The sequence below is a fragment of the Photobacterium kagoshimensis genome, assembly GCF_050337045.1.
Taxonomy (GTDB): Bacteria; Pseudomonadota; Gammaproteobacteria; order Enterobacterales; family Vibrionaceae; genus Photobacterium; species Photobacterium kagoshimensis.
In genome coordinates, this window is the sequence record NZ_JAKJSO010000010.1 from 291,516 (window position 1) to 314,789 (window position 23,274).

Consider the following 23,274-nt stretch of genomic DNA (forward strand, 5'->3'; position numbering starts at 1 on the left):
GTGCGATAACACTGAGGCTTGGTAGTTATTTAGCTAAAGCAGATTGCTTAACGCTGAAACTGTTTCATCAAGCGACTCAGGCCTTCTAATCGCTCGACCAAGCGTTGAGTACTTTCAACTGCTCGATCACTGACTGAAGAAGTTGCACAAGAGAGTTCATTAATTTGCTCAACACTACGGCCAATATCATCAGACACTCCCGCCTGTTCTTCAACCGCAGCGGCAATTTGGTGGCTGTTATCGGTCACGCGATTGAGCATATCGTTAATCTGACTCAGTTGATCGCCCGTTTCCAGCGCCTGCGCGCGACATTGCTCTGACAAATCACCACCACGTTCAACCGCAGTAACAGCTTGCCTCGCTGTTTGCTGCAAGTTGGTGATCATGGCTTGGATTTCTTCAGTCGATGTTTGTGTTTTCTGAGCCAGCGAACGCACTTCATCCGCTACGACGGCAAAGCCGCGACCCGCTTCACCAGCCCTTGCCGCTTCAATGGCTGCATTCAGTGCCAGCAAGTTCGTTTGATCAGCAATAGAACCTATCACATCCAAGATACTTTCAATTTGGCGACTACTGTCTGATAGCGCATTAATAACTTGCTTAGAGTTATCCAATTCACTGTGCAGCGCTTGTACCGAATCAATGGTTTGCTGTACGCGTTGTTGACCATCTTCCGACATCGATTGTGCTTGGGAAGTCAGTTCTGAGGCTTGTGCCGCACTTTCCGCCACTTCTCGAATAGAGGTCGACATCTGCCCCATCGCCACGCCCACATGCTCAGTTGCTTCCGTTTGACGTGCCAAGTTGGTTTTAATTTCTTGCGAGTTTGCGCGTTCATCTTCCGCAGAGATAAGAATATCTCCCGAAGTCTCACTCGCGCGGCCAACAATAGCGCGTAGCTCAGCTTGACGCATACGCAGTGCTAATTCAACCGCAGAATAATCATCTTTACGACCGGTATAAACCGCTTCCATCAATGGGTTATCGTAAGCCTTGGCTGCAAGTTCATTGATCGCTGCTTGGCGCTTACCCATGATGCCAGACAGCCCCAATGCTAGCGACGAGATTGCCATCATACCAACAGAAGCAAGGCTATAATCAGAAGCAAACATTTGGTAGGCCGCCAGACCTAAAGTCGCAACCAGCAAGCCATTTAGCAGGTAGCCTTGGCGTAAACGCGGACGCGTTGCCACACCAGCTTTTTGACCTTGCTTAATCTTGCTATAGATCTCTGAAGCACGATTAATTTCATCACGCGATGGGCGGCTGCGCACTGATTGATACTCAACAACCTGCCCTTTATCATCTGTAATTGGCGTAACAAAAGCAGATACCCAGTAATGGTCACCATTTTTACAGCTATTTTTAACGACACCCATCCAGCTTTTACCCGCTTGAACGTATTGCCATAATTGAGCAAAAGCAGCTTTGGGCATATCAGGATGGCGGACTAAATTATGAGGTTCACCATACATTTCTTCAGCTTGATAACCAGCCACATCACAAAAGTGCTGATTGGTATACGTGATATGGCTTTTAGGATCAGTGGTCGAGATAAGGTTAATCGATGAGGCGTACTCATGCTCTTTAGAATGCGATTGAGTGTCGTGAAGCGGCTTTGTTTGATGCATTACCAGCCCTTGAATATAAAATTTTTTTATAGCAAGCCTTCCCTCCACCGTTTAGATGCAGAGAAGATAATTTATGAGTAACAGTTGTATGAGGGGTAAGAAAACTGTGACATTAGTCCAATGTTACAGGATGACAGCAAGTAAAAACAAGCTACCAAAGGTGAAAAGTAAGTTTGAAATACTCGACTAGCTCAATATCAAACATTCTCTTTTCAAATTAAAAGAGCATATGAATAGCTTTCACATGCTTTTTTAATTTTGTGTCTATAGGGTAAGCGATTATGAATAACAGTTAACGTCAAACATACTTAGATCACACCAGGCTAATGGGCCCGTTCTTCTTACGCTGGGTTGCTCAGCAAAGCTTTCAAACGCGGAATATGTGGCAACATCGCTTGATAACCCGCTTGCATAGCAGCCTCACGATCATGTCGATTGCCAAAGTTAATCAGGCTGTCATCCCACGGCGTTGGCCTAACGAGGATATCAGCACTATTAGTTTCTTCGCTTGATGCATCACAGCTCTGTAACCAGTAAGTATTTGCGATAATGGTTGCAGCACTATCAGTCAGCGGCGGTGGTTGACTACAAAACACATCAATACCTATCACTATATCCGCTTTCATTTGGCGAGCGGCATAAACAGGTACAGGTGACAGTACACCACCATCAACTAAAATTTCGTTATTGTTTTGTACAGGTACAAACACGCCGGGTACGCTCGACGATGTCTGCACAGCGCGACCAACATCACCATGAGTAAACATCACTGTACGCTTAGTGGTTAGGTTAGTTGCGATAATACCTGTTGGTATCGGCAGGTCTTCAACATCATCATATTCTATTTGCTTGTTGAGCCATTTTGCCAAGGCTCTTCCTTTGATTAAGCCTTGTCTAGACACATTAAAATCTGCAATTTCATGTTCAGCAAATGAGTACATGATCTTTTCGATTTCATCGTATTCTTTACTGCTATAAAGTACAGCCGCTATTGAACCAACAGACGTACCTGTAACAAGATCGGCTTTGATGCCAGCCTCATCAAGTGCTTTCATCACACCTAGGTGCATCATACCGCGAGCAGCTCCTCCACCAAACGCAATCGCTAATCGAGGACGTTGATTTTGAGCATGCTCTGCTTTGACTTCACCGCGAGCCTCTGATGCCTCTGATGCCTCTGGAGGATGAACAATATCTTGCGTGGTAAGCGCATCGTAATAATTGGTTGTACCACATCCTGTTAAGCCAACAATTAGGCACACAGCTATTATCCAGCTTTTTGCTGAACCATAACCTGGATTACATGGTGTACCTAACTTAGGGCGCTGGCTATTTATCATTGGACTGCCTTAGTTGAAATAAATCGCGCTCATCTAATTGCTGCGCGAAATCAGCGATCTGCTGAAAATGAATATGCTCAATACGATGCTTCCACAGTGCTGGCGGCACGTGCTCGAAAGTATCGGCATAGCGCTCATCAACTTCCAGCACCAAGCGTGCAATATTGTCTAGCTGAATACCTTCCACCTCACTAGGAAGTGATAGTGATGTTGGCGCAACTTGAGCAAGGATCTGAGTCACCGCAGGCTGACCGAACACATCAGCCTCACTGCGAATATTCAGTTGAATCCCACTCTCCACCTCGCCTGTTAAAACATCACTTAGGCTGGCTTTCGTCCCAAGAACATGCGGTGTTTGATGATCACCCATGATGTAATGGCGCTTTAAAATCATATACTTGCTAGGAATAGATTCGGTTGAATCCCACCACTGACCATCTACAACCTCTAGCGCTAGCTGAGCTTGTTCGGTGCTGACAACGCCTAACTGTTTCAAACTGGCCGCTATCCACAAGGTTAAATTCTGGTTGTACTCGGTTTCGTTTAGCATCTTGTACTGCTCGATCAGCGCAAGCGTCAGCTTTGCCCCTAACATGTTGGAGTACAGATCTTCGATTGAATACGCAGAAATCGTCTCTGGCCATTGTGAGAAACTACTGTAGCCATGCCACTGTGCTATTTCATGCGATTCTGCTTTGAAATAAGCGATACGTGCCGCCATATTGGCGGCTATCCGCCATTTTTGTGCATCACTAAAATTCGATGTGTCAAAGGCCTTCATTTCTACATAACGCGGACCAAGTTCTGCAGGCAGTTCAATGCGATGTGCCGTACCTAAATAATTCAACATCTCAAAGAACAAGCCTATCGTATCATCAGCGGTATCACGTACATGTGCTAAATCGATGAAGCCACCTTGGGTGGTATAAAGCAGCCCATTATTTTCGCTGCCTGTGACACCAGAAGCCGATGCTGAAGCGGGCGTATAATGGTAGATTCCACTCGCAAACTTATGCGGACCAATCTCATCCAGACTCACGATGTTATTTAAACGAAAGAAAGGGATCGGCAAAGGACCAAGTTTCACCTTTTGCATGTCACCAAATGCACAACAAGGACGAACGTTATCTGGCACAGACAAGCTCGGTAATTGCGATGTACTAATCAACCACTCATCTGAACGGCTCTTTCCGTCAGATAGCATGGTTTTAACTTGTGATTCAGAAGGCGTCGCATGAATTTGCCACGCCTCTGTAGCACAACCACTGAGTACAGTGCACAGTGCAAAGGTCACCAGTGGCTTAAAACTAAAATTTATCATTACTGATTAAAATGCTTCATTTATTGCAAAGTAAAAACCGCTTTCGCCATTACCAAAGCCCATATCCAGGCGTAAATTAACACGCTGTTTAATTTCAAAGCGGTAACCCACTCCAACGGTTGTTAACCATTTATCTTGACCCAACTCATTAAGCTGATCAGATAAGGTACCCGCACCAACCCAGTACACCATGCCGTGTCGGCCACCGATTGGTTGGCGATACTCCACTTGTGATAACAACATATTACGGTCACGGTAATGCCCTTGCTCATAACCACGCAGTGCACTTGCGCCACCAAGCAAAGCCATTTGATCCCAACTAACGTCACCAAAATTCGCTTCCAGCAATGCCTGCCACGCGATCACCCCATCGAAAGACTGCGGTGAGTAGTAATCGCTATAATTCATCGCGATCCGATCAAATTCATGATCAGAACCTAAAGCTGCACTAAAATGGGTGTAATCCAATTTCAGTAAATGCCCTTCCGAGGCATTTAAAGCAAAATCACGCGAGTCGTAAACCAGTGACATGGTCACGCCTGCACTGAATTGCTTGTCGGGGAACTCAGCTAAAGAATGCCCAAGCCATGGTTTTTCAGGATCATCAATCTCAGCATTTGACGCTTCATTTTTAGAGAATTCAAACCCTAAGCCCACATAAGTGTACGACATGATCTGGAACAGACCCTTAATGGAAGCAGCATAGGTTCTGCGGGTATAATCAACGCGACCATTATTTAAGCCAGCATCCATACCAATTCCATAGAAGACATCCGGTGAATCCATCAATTCCGCATCAATAAATAATCGATATTTATCGTGAGCAAGATAGTTGGTGTTACTCAACGAGAGGCCGTAAGCACCATTAATCGAACCGAATCCATTCAGGCTTACCGAACTCGGCTGCGTCACGGTATCGTCAAGATCAGGTTTATATAATCCAACCGCCGAAACACCAATGCCAAACTGCTTTTCAGGGGTATAAAAGGGACCTGGCATTACGCTCCAATCGACCCCTTTATCAGGGTTGAATTGACCATCAGCGCCAAGTTCAAGCAGCATTTGATTCAACCAAGCTTGATAGCGTTCATAGGTTGTTAGTTCTTTCTCCTCGGCATAAACCGAAAATGAGCAGCTAGCCGCTAATAATAGAGCGAGTGTTTTATTCATTGTTCACTCACTTAAAATCGTCGGCCAAGGGCAATAAAGAAAGATTCGCGCGCACCAAATCCAGCCTCGACTAATACGTCCCAATCACGGTTAAAGGCGTACTGCATGCCCACTACATTATTCCAGTTACTGTTAGCATGCTGGCTTACTTCGAACCCTGCATGTTCATTACCCGCATCATTTGCAATCTTATCAGCGGCAGCAACAACGACAGACGGTAAACCTAAACTTGCAATATCACCCGATAAGAATTGATCCACTTTTTGATACATCACACCAGTGAAAACTCGCAGTTCACGGCCACCCTCGTACTCCCAGCGGTAGCCGACACGCGGTGCCGCAACAAAAGTTCGAATATCCCCTTCTATCGCTGAAATACTGGTGTAGGTGTAGTTCATATCAAGCAAGCCGAACCAATTGCCGACACCGCCAGCTAAGGTTGTACCAATACCGTATGTACCACCATCCATATCTAGGTTGAACATGGTATTTTCAGGTAACTTATCACCGACGGCATTAATGACACCACAAAGTAGATTGGGTCTATCAAACTTACTGCTATCACAGCTTACCGAGTTGATTTTGGCCTTACTCTCACCTTGGGTGTAGCCAATGATGCCGTAAACATTCATGAATGGAAAAACCCACACATCAGCACGTACTGTAATGTTGGAGCCAGTAAAGGTGGCATTTCTTGCATCCACATCAATCGCATCAAGCATAGGCGCGCCTGTTAACTTAATACTTTCAACGGTAATAGGGTTACTCATATCCATGTAAGACACAGAAATACCGTAAGGCTTCGGTAAGGTGTAACCCAATTGTTCAGCTTCATCACCCCAAATAGGGAAAAAGGAGTCTTGTGCAAAGGCCGTTGGAGCGACTAACGTAGCCAACAGTAAAGCGGCAGCAGGTGTTTTCAAAATTTCATCTCGATAAAAATAACACTCACCTTCAAATATTGCTTTTTATAGTGATAGAAGATGTTGTTTATACAGATTGTTACATGCGTGAAAATATCCACAATTACGCGTAATGTTACCAAGTAAACTGGGTTTATATTCAGCAGATTAATTAGTCAATATGGCCAAAGTTAGTGTATTAAAGCTAGGTATAGCGATAATTGAACACTAATCGATTATAAGAGGACAATTAACACTGAGGTATTCAGTGAGCGGATAATACAGCCACAAGGAAGGTTTGACCAGTAAGTAAATATTTACTTTAGAAGCAATATATAAGGTAGCGTTATGATTAATAATAAAAAAGCTCGCAATACTATTACGAGCTTTTTCGTTTTAATTGTTATGTTTTATTTCTTGAATGACAAGAACACTGTAGAAAGTGGTGGTAAATCAATAACAATGGAATTATCTAGCCCATGCGAGCTCACAGCTTGTGTTGGGATCTGCGCACTCACATCAACGCCACTCCCCCAATACGCCTTACTATCAGTATTCATCAGCAATTCATATCGGCCCGCTTGAGGAACACCCAAGGTGTAACCGAGTCGCGGAACGGGTGTGAAGTTAGAAATAACTAAGACTTTATCGCCATTTAATGCAAAACGCTCATGAGCAAGAATACTCTGCTCTGCATCGTCCATTAAACGCCACTCAAACCCTTCAGGCGAACAATCTTGCTCGTGCAGTGCAGGGACTGAGGTATACATCTTATTTAAATCACGCACTAGCGCTTGGGTACCACTGTGACGCGGATACTCTAACCAATGCCACTCGAGTTGGCCTTCATGTGCCCATTCGGCACTTTGAGCGATTTCCGCGCCCATGAAGTTCAATTTCTTACCCGGCTGACCGTACATGTAGCCTAAGTAAGCGCGCAAATTCGCCGTTTTCTGCCATTCATCGCCCGGCATTTTATCCAGCAGCGAACCTTTGCCATATACCACTTCATCGTGTGATAAAGACAATACATAGTTTTCACTGAATGCATACACCAGTGGGAAGGTAATGGTATCGTGGTGATACTTACGATTAATTGGCTCTTCTTGCATGTACGATAAACTATCGTGCATCCAGCCCATGTTCCACTTAAAGCCGAACCCCAAACCGCCCATATCTGTTGGCTTTGACACCCCAGGGAAGGCAGTAGATTCTTCGGCAATGGTCATCGCATTGGGATAATGACGGTAAACCTCTTCATTCATCCAACGCAATAAGCTGATCGCATCGTAGTTCTCGTTGCCACCATCGTGGTTCGGGATCCACTGATCATGCTCACGCGAATAATCGAGGTACAGCATAGATGCAACGGCATCGACACGTAAGCCATCAATATGGTAATGCTCGAACCAGAACAAGGCATTGGAGACTAAAAAACGACGAACATGATCACGACCGTAGTCGTAAATGTAGCTTTGCCAATCTTGGTGCCAGCCACGACGAGGATCAGGATCGTTATACAATGCGGTACCGTCGAAGTTAGCTAAGCCATGATCATCGGATGGGAAGTGCGCTGGCACCCAATCCAGAACGATACCTATGCCCGCTTGGTGACATTGATCAACAAAGTATTTGAAATCATCTGGCGAGCCAAAACGGCTGGTTGGTGAGAACAAACCAATCGGTTGGTAGCCCCATGAACCATAAAATGGATGCTCTGAAACTGGCATCAATTCAATATGGGTATAGCCCATGTCGACAATATACGGGATCAGCATTTCAGCCAGTTCACGGTAAGTTAAAAACTCACCTTGATCATTACGACGCCAAGAGCCAGCATGCAGTTCATAAAAAGACAGCGCTTCTTGATGCTTTGCTGTTACAGGCCGTTGTTGCCACTGCTTATCTTGCCATTGATAACGCGATTGGTCATAAACTTGAGAAGAAAAAGATGGGTACTGCTCAGAAGCATACCCCCAAGGATCGGCTTTGTGTGGTAAACCGTTACCTTGGCTGTCTTTTAATTCAAATTTATACTGCGTGCCTTCTTTTAAATCTGGGATAAACAAACCCCACAAGCCATCATCCAGACGTTGAAGTGGATGGCGTCGACCATCCCACGCATTAAATTCCCCCACCACACTCACTGCAGATGCGTGTGGTGCAAACACCAAAAAGCGCACACCTGAAACGGGCGTATTACCTTGCTGTAAGGTAATAAGCTGAGCACCCATTTCGCAATGCATTTGCGACGGTGTTTTCAGCGCATCACCCGCAGGTAAAATTGAGTGAAATTGGTATGGGTCGTGAATCGTTTGCTCACCTTGCGGCCAGCAAATGTGTAACTGATAATAGGCAGTGGTTAAATCCATGTCACCCTTCAAGATGAAGCCGCTATCGGCTTCACGGGTTAATGGATATTTCTGACCATTTTGTAGCTCAACGGTTACGCTTTCTGCACCCGGTATCCATACCCTTAAGGCAATACCGTTTGCATCATATTGTGGGCCGAGAAACGAAAACGGATCTGAGAATGCAGCCCTTTCGAGCTGCAAATATTCCTTATCACTGCGGGTCACTTGGGTGGTGTCCAACGCATTACTCCTGATTTTTGTTTGGACTAGCTTTTGCTCGTGTTTCTGTTAAACGACGAGTCAGGTCAATAATATCCTGGCGGGTAAATAGATCGTCCAAAGTAGTAGAAAGCTTACGACGCCAATTTGGATATTCATTCACCGTTCCTGGAATATTGACTGGTTTATCCATTTCCAACCAGTCTTCCAGCTGTAGGCTTAACAATGCACTAGAACTCGCAGCAAGGTGAAGTTGCATGCCTTCACTTAACGAACGGTCCATAGGTACATATGCAGCATTATGCCCAACACCTTGAGGAAGGTAACCGTGCCAGCTCAAACTATCAAGGATTTTTTGCTTACTTTCAGCTCGGCTGTCAAATAAACCACTGAGTTGCTCTGCGTCTGGGTATAAACCCAACTCTTCACCCATTTTCAGGTCATCGCAATGCCAGAAACCACGAAGGGTTGGCATGTCGTGCGTACACAATGTCGCCATTGATTGACTTGGGTAGTGACTTGGTGAGTAGTAACCACCATCTTCTGCGGTTTCAAAGAAGAATACCTTGTACGAATGGATCCCAGCGTCTGAAAGCTGGTCAACAATTTCGTCTGGCACTGTCCCTAAATCTTCACCAATAACAGTACATTGGTAACGGTGTGATTCTAGCGCTAGGATCGACATCATATCTTCAACTGGGTAGTACATGTACGCCCCTTCCGTTGCCGATTCGCCTTTTGGAATCCACCATAAACGCAGCAAACCTAATACGTGGTCAATACGCAGTGCGCCACAGTTACGCATATTGGCACGTAATAACTGCACAAACGGTTCGTACGATAGTTCTTGTAGCACTTGTGGATTTAGTGGTGGTAAACCCCAGTTTTGGCCTAGAGGACCAAGAATATCTGGTGGAGCGCCAATACTTACATCTTGACATAGTGCGCCATGGTCAGCCCATGTTTCCGCACCTGAGTCACAGACACCGACCGCTAAGTCACGGTAAAGGCCCATCACCATGCCTTTTTCTTCAGCCAGTTCGTTAACTTCAGCTAACTGAGTATCAGCCAACCATTGAAGGTACATAAATAGCTGAACTTCTTTCTTGTGTTCTTTAATAAAAGCTTTAACAGCTGCATTATCAAAATGACGGTATTCTTCAGGGAAAACAGGCCAGCCCCAAGTGTTGTCATCTTGCTTTTTCAAGTGCGCATGGAGTGCATCGAAAGCCGCTTGATGAAGTAGGCTTTCACCACCTTCTTCAACAAACGTTAGGAATTTTTCAGCACGGGCAGTTTTGTGTGTAAGGTGACGCGCTGTGAATGTCTCGAATAACAACGGCAATACTGCCATTTTAAGGCAAGAGACTTCACTGTAGTTAACCCAGTTTGTTTCGCGTGCTTCCACTAAACGTTGCTGGAATTCAGGACTACCAACAAGCTGTTGTGCTTCATCACACTGTGCAAACTCGGCAACCGAGCTAACGTCAATGTACATTAGGTTTAGCCAACGACGAGAAGATGGGCTGTATGGGCTCGCACCTTCAGGGTTCGCAGGGAACAAAGAGTGGATCGGGTTTAGGCCTACAAAATCACCGCCACGCGCAGCAATATCTGCTACTAATTGTTTTAGATCACCAAAATCACCAATACCCCAGTTGTGGTTAGTACGCACTGAGTATAATTGGACGCTAGTACCCCAAAGTTTCTTCTCGTTAAAAAGGTCTTCCTGCTTAAAGCAAGACTTTGGCGTAACAATCAAGGTCATTTCAAACGGTGATTTACGGCGTTTACGGAACAGTTCTAGTTTGTGGTAGCCCCATGCAAGATCATCAGGTAAAGCAAACGTTAATTCACCTCCTTCTTCACGGTCGTCTTTCACTAACTGAGACTGTAGCCAGCCTTCCATCACCTCACCTTGTTCTGTGGTTAAGCGCCAGCTAAAGTCGCTTACGCGCGCGCTCGCACCCAGCTGTAAGGCAATATGCATTGCTTCACCACTGCGTACCACTTTCACAGGTGCAAGTACATCTGGGCGGTGTTTCTTGCGTGCCGATTCGAGCAATGCTTCGTCGTTCTTAGTGTCGTAACCTAAAGCCATCAGTAAACGTCGAATGGTTTCGTCTTTTACTTTAGCTTCATCACCCCAAGCGCTGACGTAGCTGTCGGCAATTCCCACCATTTCAGCAACTTGTTTTAATGCTTGATTGTCTTTCATCGTTCTCTCCGTTAGCGACCCTTGGGCCGCTACGATGTTATTTTTGCTGATATAAGTTTGTGTTAATCACCGTATGCGATTAACGTTTAACCGCTTTTAATTTCCAGATGTTGTTCACATAGTCACGAATACTACGGTCTGAACTGAACTTACCAACCAGCGCTGTATTCAGAATTGCTTTACGTGCCCATGTTGCTTGGTCACGGTATTCAGCATCAATGCGAGCTTGCGCTTTTACGTAGTCAGCAAAGTCAGCTAATACTAGGTACTGATCGCCACCTTCAAGTAGGTTTTGACGAATCGCAGCCAGTTGACCTGGGTTACCCGGTGTGAACTCATCGGTATTCAATACATCTAACGCTGCACGAAGCAGGCTGTCTGCATGGTAGTAGCGGTAAGGGTCGTAACCCTCTTCTTTGAGTTTCAATACTTCGTCTACTAATAGACCAAAGATAAAGATGTTTTCATCGCCCACTTCTTCACGGATCTCAACGTTTGCACCATCCATCGTACCGACAGTCAATGCACCGTTTAGCGCCATCTTCATGTTACCTGTACCAGACGCTTCTAGGCCGGCAGTCGAAATCTGCTCCGACACATCGGCCGCTGGAATAATGATTTCAGCAAGGCTGACACGGTAATCAGGAATGAAGACCACTTTCAATTTGCCGCCAAGGCGTGGATCCTTGTTTACTTTCTCTGCCACTTTGTTAATAGCAAAGATAATGTCTTTCGCTAATGCATAACCCGGTGCCGCTTTCGCAGCAAAGATAAATACACGAGGGTGCATATCAAATGTCGGGTCGTTCACTAAGCGGTGGTATAGCGCTAAGATATGTAGCAGGTTCAAGTGCTGACGTTTGTACTCGTGCAGACGCTTGATTTGAACATCGAAGATAGCATTGGTATCAAGCTCGATATCCATGTTATCCAGAACCCAGTCAGCCAGACGTTGTTTGTTATCTTTTTTCACTGCCATGTAGCGTTTTTGGAACGCTTTATCTTCTGCAAATTTTGCTAGACCCGACAGTTTTTCTAAGTTTGCAGGCCAATCTTTGCCTACTTTTTCATTAACCAATTCAGTTAGGCCTGGGTTACAGAATTTCAACCAACGACGTGGCGTTACACCGTTAGTTACATTTTGTAAGCGACCAGGGAACAGTTCGTTGAACTCTGGGAATAGATCGCGCTTAACCAATTCTGAGTGAAGTGCTGCCACACCGTTAACCGCGTAAGTACTCACTACACATAGGTTTGCCATGCGTACCATGCGTTGTGGGCCTTCTTGAATGATAGAAAGCTTACGCTTCACTTCATTGTTGCCCGGCCACTTTGCTTCAACTTCCAGCATAAAGCGGTGGTTGATTTCAAAAATGATTTCCATGTGACGTGGCAGCATGTCCGCGATCAGTTTTTCGCTCCATGTTTCTAACGCTTCTGGTAGTAACGTGTGGTTAGTGTACGCAAAGACTTTTGAAGAAATTGCCCACGCAGCATCCCAACCTAATTTGTGCTCATCAATTAAGATGCGCATAAGTTCAGGAATCGCAATCGTTGGGTGGGTGTCATTCAGCTGAATGGTTTCAAGCTTCGCAAGATCTTCAATGCTGTGACCCGCCGCTTCGTGGCGACGAAGAATATCACCAACCGAACATGCACAGTGGAAGTACTGTTGCATTAGGCGCAGCATTTTACCTTGGTCGTGATTGTCATTTGGGTAAAGCACTTTAGTCACGTTGCCTGCTTCTAGCTGGCCGTACTGTGCACCTACGTAGTCACCGTCGTTAAAGCGCTGTAGATTGAATGGCGCAGGTGAGCGACATTCCCATAAGCGTAGTGGGTAAACGCTCTTGTTGTCGTAACCAACAATTGGTAGATCCCATGCCACACCGTCAAGGTTCATTGCAGGAACCCAACGGCGACAAGATTCACCTTGCTCATTAATAAAGGTTTCAACGTGACCAAATAGACCAACCGATTGACCAAGTTCTGGACGAACGACTTCCCAAGGGTAACCTTCAATGCCGCGCCAAGCGTCTGGTGTTTCTACTTGGTGACCATCTTCAAATGATTGACGGAATAAACCGTACTCGTAGTGCAGGCCATAGCCTACAGCTGGAAATTCTTGTGCCGCTAGGGAATCCATGAAACACGCAGCTAGACGGCCAAGGCCACCATTACCGAGTGCTGGATCGCGTTCTTCTTCTAGCAGATCAGTTAAATTAAGGCCTAACTCTTCAACGGCTGCACTTACTTCTTCGTACAGGCCCATGCTAATTAAGTTGTTACCTGTTAGGCGACCAATTAGAAATTCTAAAGAAAGGTAGTTAACGCTACGTACATTTTGTTCAGCAACATGCTTTTCAGTTTCAAGTAGGCTGCCAGTGCTGATTTCAGCTAATGCTTTACCTACTGCGAGATACCAACTGCGAGCATCTGCAGTTTCTTTGGTTTTCGCGTACGTCGTCAGTAAATGCTTCTCAACTGAAGCTTTAAATAATGCTTTATCAAATTGTTGTGTTTGACCACGTGAAGTCATGGTTCGTTCTCTCTCTAAGATTATCTCAACTGGGATCTATGCTGCCTGTTATCCCTATCAAAAACATCCTCCTGAATTATCAGGCTAGAGGGAGGAGGAGGAGGGGCGTAGCTTAGTTAAACCCATACTTTTTGTGACTCAAACCAAAGTTCAGGGGGGAGAGGACATCATTCAATGAAAATTAATGCAACACTATTCACACTTTAGCTGATAATTCCCACGTGCAGCAGGATGAGTATTACTCAGGCTGAATTCGTATATTTGTGATTTAGTTCATAAATCAAGGGATGAGACAGCGATGTACTGGCTACATTTGGCTTTTGCTAGGTAAAGTATTGGGCAAGATCAAAAGTCGCACTATTCATTTCAGGCATGCTTTTACTGCCTAATGAGCATATAAGACCAAGGAAGTGAAAGGTCGTTACGTCACTTTCTCCAATAATAAGAATTACATTGTGGTCATATCAAAGTCGAAACAACGGATTAGACAAAAGAACTATGTGGATACCATCAAAACTAACGCGCCCGGCACGTCTTCATAACGCCATCCTTCGTCCTCGATTGCTGGATCGCCTTAACCAAGCGCCATTTTACCGTCTGGTACTCTTCCGCTCTCCAGCGGGCTACGGTAAAACAACCATGGCAGCACAGTGGCTAAACGATCATCCACATACTGGATGGTTGAATATTGATGAAAGCGATAATGATACGTTTCGCTTTGCTAACTACTTCTTACAATCCATAAACAAAGCCACCAATGGCGCTTGCTTAAAAACGCAATCAATGGCCGAACGCCGCCAATTTGCCTGCTTATCGACCCTATTTAGCGAGCTTTTCGGCGAAATTGCTGAATATAATGAGCAAACCTATTTAGTGCTTGATGACTACCACGTCATCAATAATGAAGATATTCATGATGGCATGCGCTTCTTCCTTAAACACATGCCAGATAACCTGACTCTTGTCGTTACTAGCCGGACTCAACCTCCATTAAGCACCGCTAATTTACGTGTTCGCGACTTATTAATTGAAGTAGATAACGAACACCTAGCCTTTGACCAAGAAGAAACCGAACGCTTCTTCCAAAAGCGTGTCAGTGAGGACATAGAGCTAACGGTACTAAACTCACTACGCGAACAAGTTGAAGGTTGGCCTTCTGCATTGCAGCTTATTGCGCTGCATGCCCAGCAAAAACCCAACAACTTGGCTGAGTCTGCTGAATCGATGGCGAGCTTTAATCGCGGTCACTTATGGGATTACCTTGCAGAAGAAGTGTTTGATCAACTCGATCACGACACTCAGCAATTCTTATTGCAATGTTCGGTATTAGATATTTTTAATGCCCAATTAGTGACGGACTTAACAGGGCGTAGTGATGCACTTTCTATGCTGGAGTCGCTAAACCGCTTTGGCTTATTCTTAAATACACTCGAAAGTAACGACAACTGGTATCGCTTCCATAACCTATTTGCAGAGTTCTTACGCCACCAGCGCTATTCTCAGATCCCACAGCAACGTTACGAACTACATACCCAAGCGGCTTACGCCTGGCTGAAACAAAAAAGTCCACAGCAAGCACTTATTCATGCACTTAAGAGTGAAAACCAAGATCTTATCGTAGAAGTACTGACAGATTACGGCTGGAACATGTACCACCATGGTGAGTTGAAGTTACTTGAAGACTCTATCGCCTCTTTGACCGCCGACAAGTTGTTTTCATCGCCTCGTTTAGCACTATTGCGTGCCTGGCTCGCCCAAAGCCAACACCGTTATAACGACGTTGGTGAACTGATTAACGAAACTAAAGCACAGCTTAGTAAACACAGTATTGAATTAGATGATGCGCTTCAGGGGGAATTCAACGCCCTACTGGCGCAAGTTGCGATTAACCAAAGCAACCCAGAAGATGCACTACTGTTATCAGAACAAGCGTTAGGTCAGCTGCCATCAACAACTTACCGTAGCCGCATAGTTGCGACATCGGTTGTGGGGGAAGTTCACCACTGTTTAGGTAACTTAAGCCGCGCACTGCCTATGATGCAGCAAACAGAAAAAATGGCACGTCAGTACCATGTTTACCACCAAGCACTTTGGGCACTACTGCAACAAAGTGAGATCTTAGTGGCTCAAGGTTACATTCAATCGGCTTACGAGCTACTCGATCAAGCCTTCAAGCTGGTAAAAGAGCAACACCTTCAACAAGTGCCACTGCATGAGTTCTTGCTACGTTTGCGTGCACAGATCCTATGGTGTTGGAACCGCTTAGAAGAAGCGGAAGAGTGTGCCCACAAGAGTTTAGAAGTGTTGGCACCCTTTGATGAAACCAAATCATTACACGCCTATTCTATGCTCGCCCGTATTGCTATCACCCGTGGTGAACTAGACAAAGGCGCGCGCTATTTAGAACTATGTAACAGTTTGGTTGAGCGTTCTGAATACCATATTGATTGGCGTGCAAATGCTGATTTTGCCAATATTCTATACTGGCAAGCAAAAGACGATCATCAAAGCCTTGCTGATTGGTTAAAACAAGCGGAGCGCCCAGAAGGCGGCTGTAACCACTTCCAACAATTACAATGGCGTAATATCGCCCGTACCCACATAACACTTGGCGAGTACGACCAAGCGCAAGAAATCTTACTTTCATTGCAAGAAGATGCAAAAAAATACAATTTAGTCACAGACAAAAATCGTAACCTTGTGGTACAAGCGGTATTAAGTAAACATCAAGATTCACGCGACACTGCGCTAGCGTATTTAAAAGAAGCGCTACAACTAACAAATAGCACTGGCATGATTGGTAACTTTTTATGCGAGGCAAATACGATTTGTGACCTATTAAAAGAACTTGTTGATACACGCCAACTAAATGAACTAGAGCTTCACCGCGCCCAACAATTGCTGCGCGAAATGACCAGTAAAGAGCGCAATCGCTCGGTGCATTTTGATGAAAGCTTTGTCGATAAATTACTGACTTTACCTGATGTACCTGAGTTAGTACGTACTAGCCCGTTAACCCAACGCGAATGGCAGGTATTAGGCTTAATCTACACAGGTTACAGCAACGAGCAAATTGCGTCTGAGCTAGATGTGGCATCAACCACTATCAAAACTCACATTCGCAATTTATACCAAAAGCTGAACATTGCTAATCGCCAGCAAGCCATTGAAACAGCAGAAAGCTTACTGGGGTTGATGGGGTTCTGAACACATTAACGGGGGAAGGATCCCCCGCTAACAAGAGGATAACTCTGTGATTGAATGGATGCGTGATCGCCTGTGGTATCAAGATATGCCACTCAAAGTCAGCGGTATTCCCGTTGGCGCTCGAATGACAGTCATTCGATTAAAGGATCAGAAACTGCTGATCCACTCCCCTATTCAGCTAACCACTCAGCTACAACTCTCACTCAGTAAATTAGGCAAAGTACACGCGATACTAACGCCGAACCATAACCATCACCTGTTTCTTTCTGAATGGTGGCTTGCTTACCCTAATGCGTATTTTTTTGCTCCACCAGGATTACAACAAAAACGCTCTGACTTAATCTTTGATGATGCCCTAAGTGCCACCACTCCCTTGCTATGGCGTAATCAGCTATTGCAAACCCTGATTAGAGGGAGCGACAAAATGGAAGAAGTGGTGTTTTGTGATCCACAATCACACACCTTAATTGTGGGTGATACTTTAGCTTGGATGAAAGACAACACTAATCCACTGTCGATAGGGCTAGCGTTACTTAACGGCTGCTATCAACAACCAGCTATGCCGCTGTATTGGCGTTTATCGTTTCATGACAAAACGCGATTACGTCAGTCTCTGCAAGAGATCCTGACTTGGCCATTCGATCGTATTATTTTGGCTCACGGCCAAGTGATCCCAGAAAATGGTAAGCAATATTTTGCCGATGCTTTTGCATGGGCACTTAAACCATCTATCGTGGCCTGTTAACTTTGACTACAGCCAACGAGTATGACCAACAAGCGCAGAACAACACAGTACTATCTACCAACATAAAAATAGCGGGCTAATTAACCCGCTACCTGCTTCACAATATGCAGCATCCCTTCCGAATAAGATGCTTCGGCACTAATTAAAAAGCGCTATTACACAGGACCAACTAAGGTTGGATTGGTTTTAATACCGCTCCACTCGTACCAGCCGCCATCGTAAACACTGATGTCTTTCCAGCCCATCACGTAAGCGTAGAAAAACGTTTCAGATGCTCGCCACCCCGTGCCGCAGTAGAAAGATACTTTCTGGTTGCGATCGATTTCCCATTGGTGCCAGAAACGCTCAATGTCATCGGCACTTTTCATGGTGTCATCTGGGTTACGGAAATCTTCAAGGCTATTCGCATCACTACCGCCATGGCCCCATTTAGCCCCAGGTATACGTCCTTTGGGCTTGATGTAGTTATAACCACTGATTTTACCTAGGTACTCATCCCAACTACGGATACTCACCAGTGAGTTATTTTGGGGAGCGCCATCGAGAATAGCTTTAGCTTCAGCCATATCAATAATCAGCTCTGGGTTGGCAGGAATATCACGGCCAAAATCCATCACTTTATCGGTTTTTTGCAGCATAGGTTCAGACGCAAAACCAGCGTTTACCCAAGATTTCCAGCCTCCGTTAAGCAAGCGGACATCTTCAACACCTGCGTACATCATTATGCTCGCTGCACGCGCCGCGGCCATATTATCGCGCCCATACAAGATCACAGTAGTGTCATAACGAATACCAAGCTCTTGCATTAAGGTTGTCAGTTTTTCATTGCTGACACGGTTCCAAAGCGGCTTAGTTTCAATATTATTCGTGTTCAAATACAAAGCTGTGGGTATGTGTGAAACCAGGTACTTGGTCGGTGGCCCCCACGCAACTTCCACTAGCTTGTACGCTTTGTTAGGGGCATAGAGTGGTTGTTGACCATCAATCACTTGTTTCACCCATTCAGGACTCACAAGCTGTTGGAATTGAGGTAAAGCTGTGAGTGAACCTGAATAATTTAAAAGTGGCTCTTCAATGGCATTAACCGAGCTAAACCCTTGGCTTAACAGTGCCTTTTTCACTTTCTGGCTATTTGCATGATCACAATATAGATAGGTTGGCTGATCGGCCTTCAGTTGTTTATCCACCAACAACTGTTTAAACGCAGAGTCTTCAATCATCCCTAGCCATTGAGCATCTAAGTTAACCGCACCAGGATAATGCCCTCCTTGCTTAGCACCGATTTCGGGCCAACCGTTATAGTAATTACTCGATCGGCAATCAATCACTTGCGTTGATTCATCAAGGTTTTTAGATAACTGATCAAACGTCATTGCTTGCAGTCCAAAACTTGAAAAAACAATAACAGGTACCAGCACTTTCCTCATTGTATTCATCAGCCAACCTTACTGTGCTTATCACCACTCAGCCTGAGTGATATAAATTAAAAACTCCACTGATTATAATGAAACAAAGCACATATTATGGCGACTAGGCTCTCAAGTTTACCTTTGATGAAGCTTCACACTTGTAAATGAGAGATAAGCGAAATTAAATATCAAATCATGCATATAGGGGACGAAAGAAAAAGCACTACTTACCATGATGGTTTTCGTGCTCAATATTATTTTAAATCACAACACTAGCCTAAGAACTCCGTTTCAACTAGGCGAGCTTTGGCGGCATCGATATCTTCCTTCGCAACAAGGATAATCGGGCCTGTACAGCCCATCCCAGTGCGAGCAAAGATATTTGCTTGCCACAATGATTGGCAGGCATCTTCAATCTCTAAGATATCAATGCCACCGATCTCCGAGTCGGTTACCTTTTCAGGTGGTGCGACGACGGTTTCTTTGGTTTCTACTGGCGCTTTTGGCTGACAATATTTTGCCAGAGTACTGTTTAAGCCTGATAAGGTTGCTGCTTCCCACTCCTCGTCAACGCGCTTCATTACCTCTCCTTTTGCTGCGTCTGCACATAATCTCATGGCTCCTGCCACAACTGGTGCCCCTGACGCCCGAGAGATAATATTCACTAGCTTACCTGCCGTACCTTCACCTAAGCCCGGTCCATAACCAAAGCCCGAGGCTTCATAGCTACCGCCTGTCGTGAACGAAGAGAACATTTTCATCAGCAAATTGCCGGTTAGGCTATCAGTCACCATGACATCTGGTGTACCTTGCAGCAAATCATTACCGCGCATGGCAATTCCGCCATCTGCTCGTCCTGACTCTGCAAAGTGAACGTCATAACCCGCTTGTTGAAGGTCTCGTAGCGCACGTTCACAGAGAGCTGCCCCATCAATATTTAGCACCCCAACCGTTGGCTTTTCGATCCCTGTCGCTTTTGCTAGTGCAATCCCATACAAGGTGTTTTTGAGCATCGCCGCTTGGCGGTTGGTATCTGTGGTACCTGTGGTAGAGGCAATGATCATCTCACGCCCAGTACCCGGTGTTACCACTTTACCCATGGTGCTCACACCAAGAGGGAAAGCATAATGCAAAGTGACACAGCCATCGATTTGCTTCTGCTCAAACAAGCTTTCCATCACTTGGTGGCATTGGTTTAAATCTTCTGCAGGGTGGCATTCAAAGCCACACTCAGGATCATTACAGCCAATGAGCACGGGCTCGATGTCGCTGTGCTGTCGTGCAACTAACTGTGCACCACGAAGCAGTTCTTGTGGGCCATGCTCGCTGCCGATCAGCGTAAGTGCAATTCGGGTTTTCTTACCAAATTGTCCACTTAACAGGCCATCCGCCATTGCTGAAAACGTGTCGGACAGTTGTTGATTGATATTAGCCATCGCAACCTCCGATTACTTCTCGCTCTTCGCGTTTAGCAAGTTTTCAGCCACATCGCGCATTGCTTGCGCCACAACCTGTTTCACTTGATTCTCATCGAACACTTCATCTTGCTTGCCGCTGTTCTTCTGAACCACAAAGCTCAAGCCATCAAACAAGTTAGTCATACGACCTAAGAACAAGCTGCCTTTACCTACCATCATGAAGTTTTTAATTTCATCATTGAGGATCATGTCACGGCCAAAGCCAAGAAAAGGAACGCCGGATGGAATATGCCCTTGCGTTGGCGCAAAGCCCGTCATGCCGTGTTTTACGACAAACGCTGGCAACTGGGTACGTTCCATCTGCCCTTCTTTCACCGCTAGCGCAGCAATCATTTTGTAGTTTGATTCTGGCACATTACCTGCGCCCGCAGGTTTGGTGATCTCAGGGTTTTGCATCTCTACCGAGTACTTGTCGATATCTGTCATCTTCATGCCAGCGGCTTTAAGCGGTGCGGCAATCAATGCCGTCATAACCGCTTGTGGCGATGAACCTGTACCAATTTGATGACGACCAACAATATCAGTGTTAATTTCAGGGCTAACACCGTCATTTTCAGACACCATGCAAGCAAAGCCTGCTAAACAATCTTCCAGTACAGGCAAGTTGTTTTTCACATGGTCACGACCATTCATACCTAACTTAGCAACAGCACCACCAGCAACAACCATGACATTTTTGAAAATGCCAGATTTCACTAGCGCTGCTGCGAGTGTCATTGCGTGCGCAGGGGCTGCACAGAAACCACGAACATCAGAACCGGTCGCGCTGTTACAACCAATCACTTCACCAATGGCTTTCGCGAAGTTACCGCCGCCACGTTGGTTAATGTCACCACACGCTTCTTCTGAACATTCGATCAGGTAATCAACTTTATCAAGTTCAATACCCTGCTGTTTTAAGAGCATCGCTGCCATCACGCCCGATGCTTTTGTGCAGAGGTTTTCTAGCATGATATGGGCAGATAAGTTTTCATCTTCATCATGCGCCGCTTTCACACAACCCACCAACTCACCATTCATCATCAAGACTTCAGCTTGGTGGTGCTCTGTCAGTGCTAGGATTTCATCTTTCGTGATGATTTGATGACCCGCCAGTAAATCAACGTCATCACCGTATAATGGATGATGCGCCACTTGTGCGTGGTATGTGTCGATAAACTCTTGAGTCAGTTGGACCAAATTGAACACATCTACGTGGTTCAACATGGCATAAAATTGAGGCTGGTTGTAGATTTCACCGAACTGACCTTGTTGAGCCGTGTGCTCTTTATTTTCAAACCAAGGTTGTGGGATATCTGCTAATTGCTGCGGGGTGAGGTTTCCGATGTAACACTGGTTAGCGGGGTAAGAAACAACGTCTTCGAATGGACGAAGGTGATCTTTCAACTGCTTCAAGTACGGGTCTGAAGGATCTTTTGCCCGTGACTGTACTTGTACTGAACCGTGTTGAATTAATACATCTGGTGTATGGGCGAGCATGTAGCTCACACCTTTAATTACTGCGTATCCCATTGTTACTCCTGCATCCGAGCCGGATAAAAGGTTCGAACCCGCCTAAACAAACAGATCCGAACCAGCATTGAGATATACTTATGCTAATGCAGTTTCGCTGCGGTATTGTTGCATTTCCGCTTTGATAGCATCGACATCAAGTACCATTTCCATCATTCCAACTTGCTCTTCATAGACAGCTGGATCAACGGCATTTTTAACTTCGTCTTCCACCACGTGATAACAAGAAAGTCCTAACTGGACTCCCGCCAATGGTCCTGCAAAAGTCGGATCACCTGTGGTGACAGTTTCACATGCTAGGCCAGAAGCTTCTGCTTCTGCGCCGCCAAGAATCACAACAAGATTCTCTGCGCCTTTTTCCTCAGCAAGTGCTTTAATCCGCTTTTGATTTTCCAGATCCATTGCGCCAGCGCTTGTTCAGACGAAACATTCTGTAGTAGAGAAAGCAACGTGAGCACCTGTGGTCTTCATGCAAGTTTCAATTGCCTGACCAGGTACGCCATCGCGGTCTCCAAGAATGATCACTGTTTTATTAGCGAACACAATCTTTCTCCCGATTAAACATACTTTCCGAATTGCTCACGATACTCTTTGACCTCTGCCACGATGGCATCGACATCAAGTACCATTTCCATCATGCTTATCTGTTCGTCATAGACGTCAGCATCCACATTGTCTTTAATTTCCGGCTCAACCACATGATAACAAGAGAGTCCTAACTGGACTCCGGCTAATGGACCGGCAAAAGTAGGATCGCCGTTTGTTACGGTTTCACACGCTAGGCCAGAAGCTTCTGCTTCCGCGCCACCAAGTACGACTACCAAATTCTCTGGGCCGAACTCCTCAGCAAAACCTTTGATCCTCTTCTGGTTTTCCAGATCCATAGCACCTGCGCTGGTTCAGACGAAACACTCAGTTGTAGAGAAAAGAACATGCGCACCAGCAGTTTTAATACAAGCTTCGATTGCTTGTCCTGGTACACCGTCTCTGTCTCCCAAGATAATAACTTTCTTATCTTTGAGCATTGTTCACTCCAAGGGTACAGATTACTACGATCATGCTTATCAGCTTATGGAGAACCACGTACTGAGTTCACATGGATTTTATAAAGCACTTTTTTTCCTACCCTGCTTTCATCGAAAGCCATGTAGAGAAAGCGAGGCTTATATTTGCGCCAACAGGCCGTTGCCTATTAAATACAAATTCATTATTGGGTGTAAATCAGTTAC

15 protein-coding genes are annotated in these 23,274 nt (G+C 45.4%); 2 read left to right on the top strand and 13 right to left on the bottom strand.

Annotated features, from left to right (window positions below; translation table 11 throughout):
* Positions 1-47: 47 nt before the first annotated feature.
* The 8 genes from L4C35_RS06970 to L4C35_RS07005 all read right to left on the bottom strand — a co-directional run bounded on the left by L4C35_RS06970 (position 48) and on the right by L4C35_RS07005 (position 13,694).
* Complete coding sequence (locus tag L4C35_RS06970) at positions 48-1,631, bottom strand: methyl-accepting chemotaxis protein (protein ID WP_428462201.1); 1,584 nt, start codon at positions 1,629-1,631, stop codon at positions 48-50.
* 341 nt (positions 1,632-1,972) lie between these two features.
* Positions 1,973-2,971 (bottom strand): patatin-like phospholipase family protein, encoded by a 999-nt coding sequence (locus L4C35_RS06975; protein WP_428462202.1) that lies wholly within the window; start codon positions 2,969-2,971, stop codon positions 1,973-1,975.
* On the bottom strand, positions 2,961-4,292 hold the full coding sequence (locus L4C35_RS06980) for a DUF4056 domain-containing protein (RefSeq protein WP_428462203.1): 1,332 nt from the start codon (positions 4,290-4,292) through the stop codon (positions 2,961-2,963). Before L4C35_RS06980 ends, L4C35_RS06975 begins: the two co-directional genes overlap by 11 nt.
* A gap of 6 nt (positions 4,293-4,298) precedes the next feature.
* Positions 4,299-5,462 (bottom strand): BamA/TamA family outer membrane protein, encoded by a 1,164-nt coding sequence (locus tag L4C35_RS06985; RefSeq protein WP_428462204.1) that lies wholly within the window; start codon positions 5,460-5,462, stop codon positions 4,299-4,301.
* Between the two features lie 11 nt (positions 5,463-5,473).
* The gene (locus L4C35_RS06990) at positions 5,474-6,385 is read right to left on the bottom strand and encodes a hypothetical protein (RefSeq protein ID WP_428462205.1); all 912 of its coding nucleotides are present in this window, start codon (positions 6,383-6,385) and stop codon (positions 5,474-5,476) included.
* Positions 6,386-6,774: 389 nt separating this feature from the next.
* Positions 6,775-8,958 (bottom strand): 1,4-alpha-glucan branching protein GlgB, encoded by a 2,184-nt coding sequence (glgB, locus tag L4C35_RS06995; protein WP_428462206.1) that lies wholly within the window; start codon positions 8,956-8,958, stop codon positions 6,775-6,777.
* 4 nt (positions 8,959-8,962) lie between these two features.
* Positions 8,963-11,155, bottom strand: a complete 2,193-nt coding sequence (gene malQ, locus L4C35_RS07000) for a 4-alpha-glucanotransferase (RefSeq protein ID WP_428462207.1) — start codon at positions 11,153-11,155, stop codon at positions 8,963-8,965.
* 79 nt (positions 11,156-11,234) lie between these two features.
* Positions 11,235-13,694 (bottom strand): glycogen/starch/alpha-glucan phosphorylase, encoded by a 2,460-nt coding sequence (locus tag L4C35_RS07005; RefSeq protein ID WP_428462208.1) that lies wholly within the window; start codon positions 13,692-13,694, stop codon positions 11,235-11,237.
* A gap of 498 nt (positions 13,695-14,192) precedes the next feature.
* Between L4C35_RS07005 and malT the strand changes: the two genes are divergently transcribed.
* Together malT and L4C35_RS07015 are read left to right on the top strand one after the other, a co-directional pair.
* A complete protein-coding gene (gene malT, locus L4C35_RS07010) occupies positions 14,193-16,901 on the top strand; it encodes an HTH-type transcriptional regulator MalT (protein WP_428462209.1) in 2,709 nt (902 codons plus the stop codon).
* A gap of 46 nt (positions 16,902-16,947) precedes the next feature.
* On the top strand, positions 16,948-17,646 hold the full coding sequence (locus tag L4C35_RS07015) for a DUF4336 domain-containing protein (RefSeq protein ID WP_428462210.1): 699 nt from the start codon (positions 16,948-16,950) through the stop codon (positions 17,644-17,646).
* A gap of 155 nt (positions 17,647-17,801) precedes the next feature.
* On the opposite strand, the gene L4C35_RS07020 is transcribed toward L4C35_RS07015, so the two are convergent.
* The 5 genes from L4C35_RS07020 to grdA (L4C35_RS07040) form a co-directional block, all read right to left on the bottom strand.
* Positions 17,802-19,082 carry a sulfurtransferase gene (locus tag L4C35_RS07020; protein WP_428462211.1) on the bottom strand — a complete coding sequence of 427 codons (1,281 nt, stop codon included), beginning with the start codon at positions 19,080-19,082 and terminating at the stop codon, positions 17,802-17,804.
* 245 nt (positions 19,083-19,327) lie between these two features.
* Entirely contained in the window at positions 19,328-20,491 is a 1,164-nt protein-coding gene (gene grdD / locus L4C35_RS07025; protein ID WP_428462212.1) for a glycine/sarcosine/betaine reductase complex component C subunit alpha, read from the bottom strand.
* A 12-nt stretch (positions 20,492-20,503) separates the two neighbouring features.
* The gene (gene grdC / locus L4C35_RS07030; protein ID WP_428462213.1) at positions 20,504-22,045 is read right to left on the bottom strand and encodes a glycine/sarcosine/betaine reductase complex component C subunit beta; all 1,542 of its coding nucleotides are present in this window, start codon (positions 22,043-22,045) and stop codon (positions 20,504-20,506) included.
* A 78-nt stretch (positions 22,046-22,123) separates the two neighbouring features.
* Positions 22,124-22,588, bottom strand: a complete 465-nt coding sequence (gene grdA, locus L4C35_RS07035) for a glycine/sarcosine/betaine reductase complex selenoprotein A (RefSeq protein ID WP_244915165.1) — start codon at positions 22,586-22,588, stop codon at positions 22,124-22,126.
* Between the two features lie 14 nt (positions 22,589-22,602).
* Positions 22,603-23,070, bottom strand: coding sequence for a glycine/sarcosine/betaine reductase complex selenoprotein A (gene grdA, locus L4C35_RS07040; RefSeq protein WP_084711705.1), 468 nt, complete (start codon positions 23,068-23,070; stop codon positions 22,603-22,605).
* Positions 23,071-23,274 lie beyond the last annotated feature (204 nt).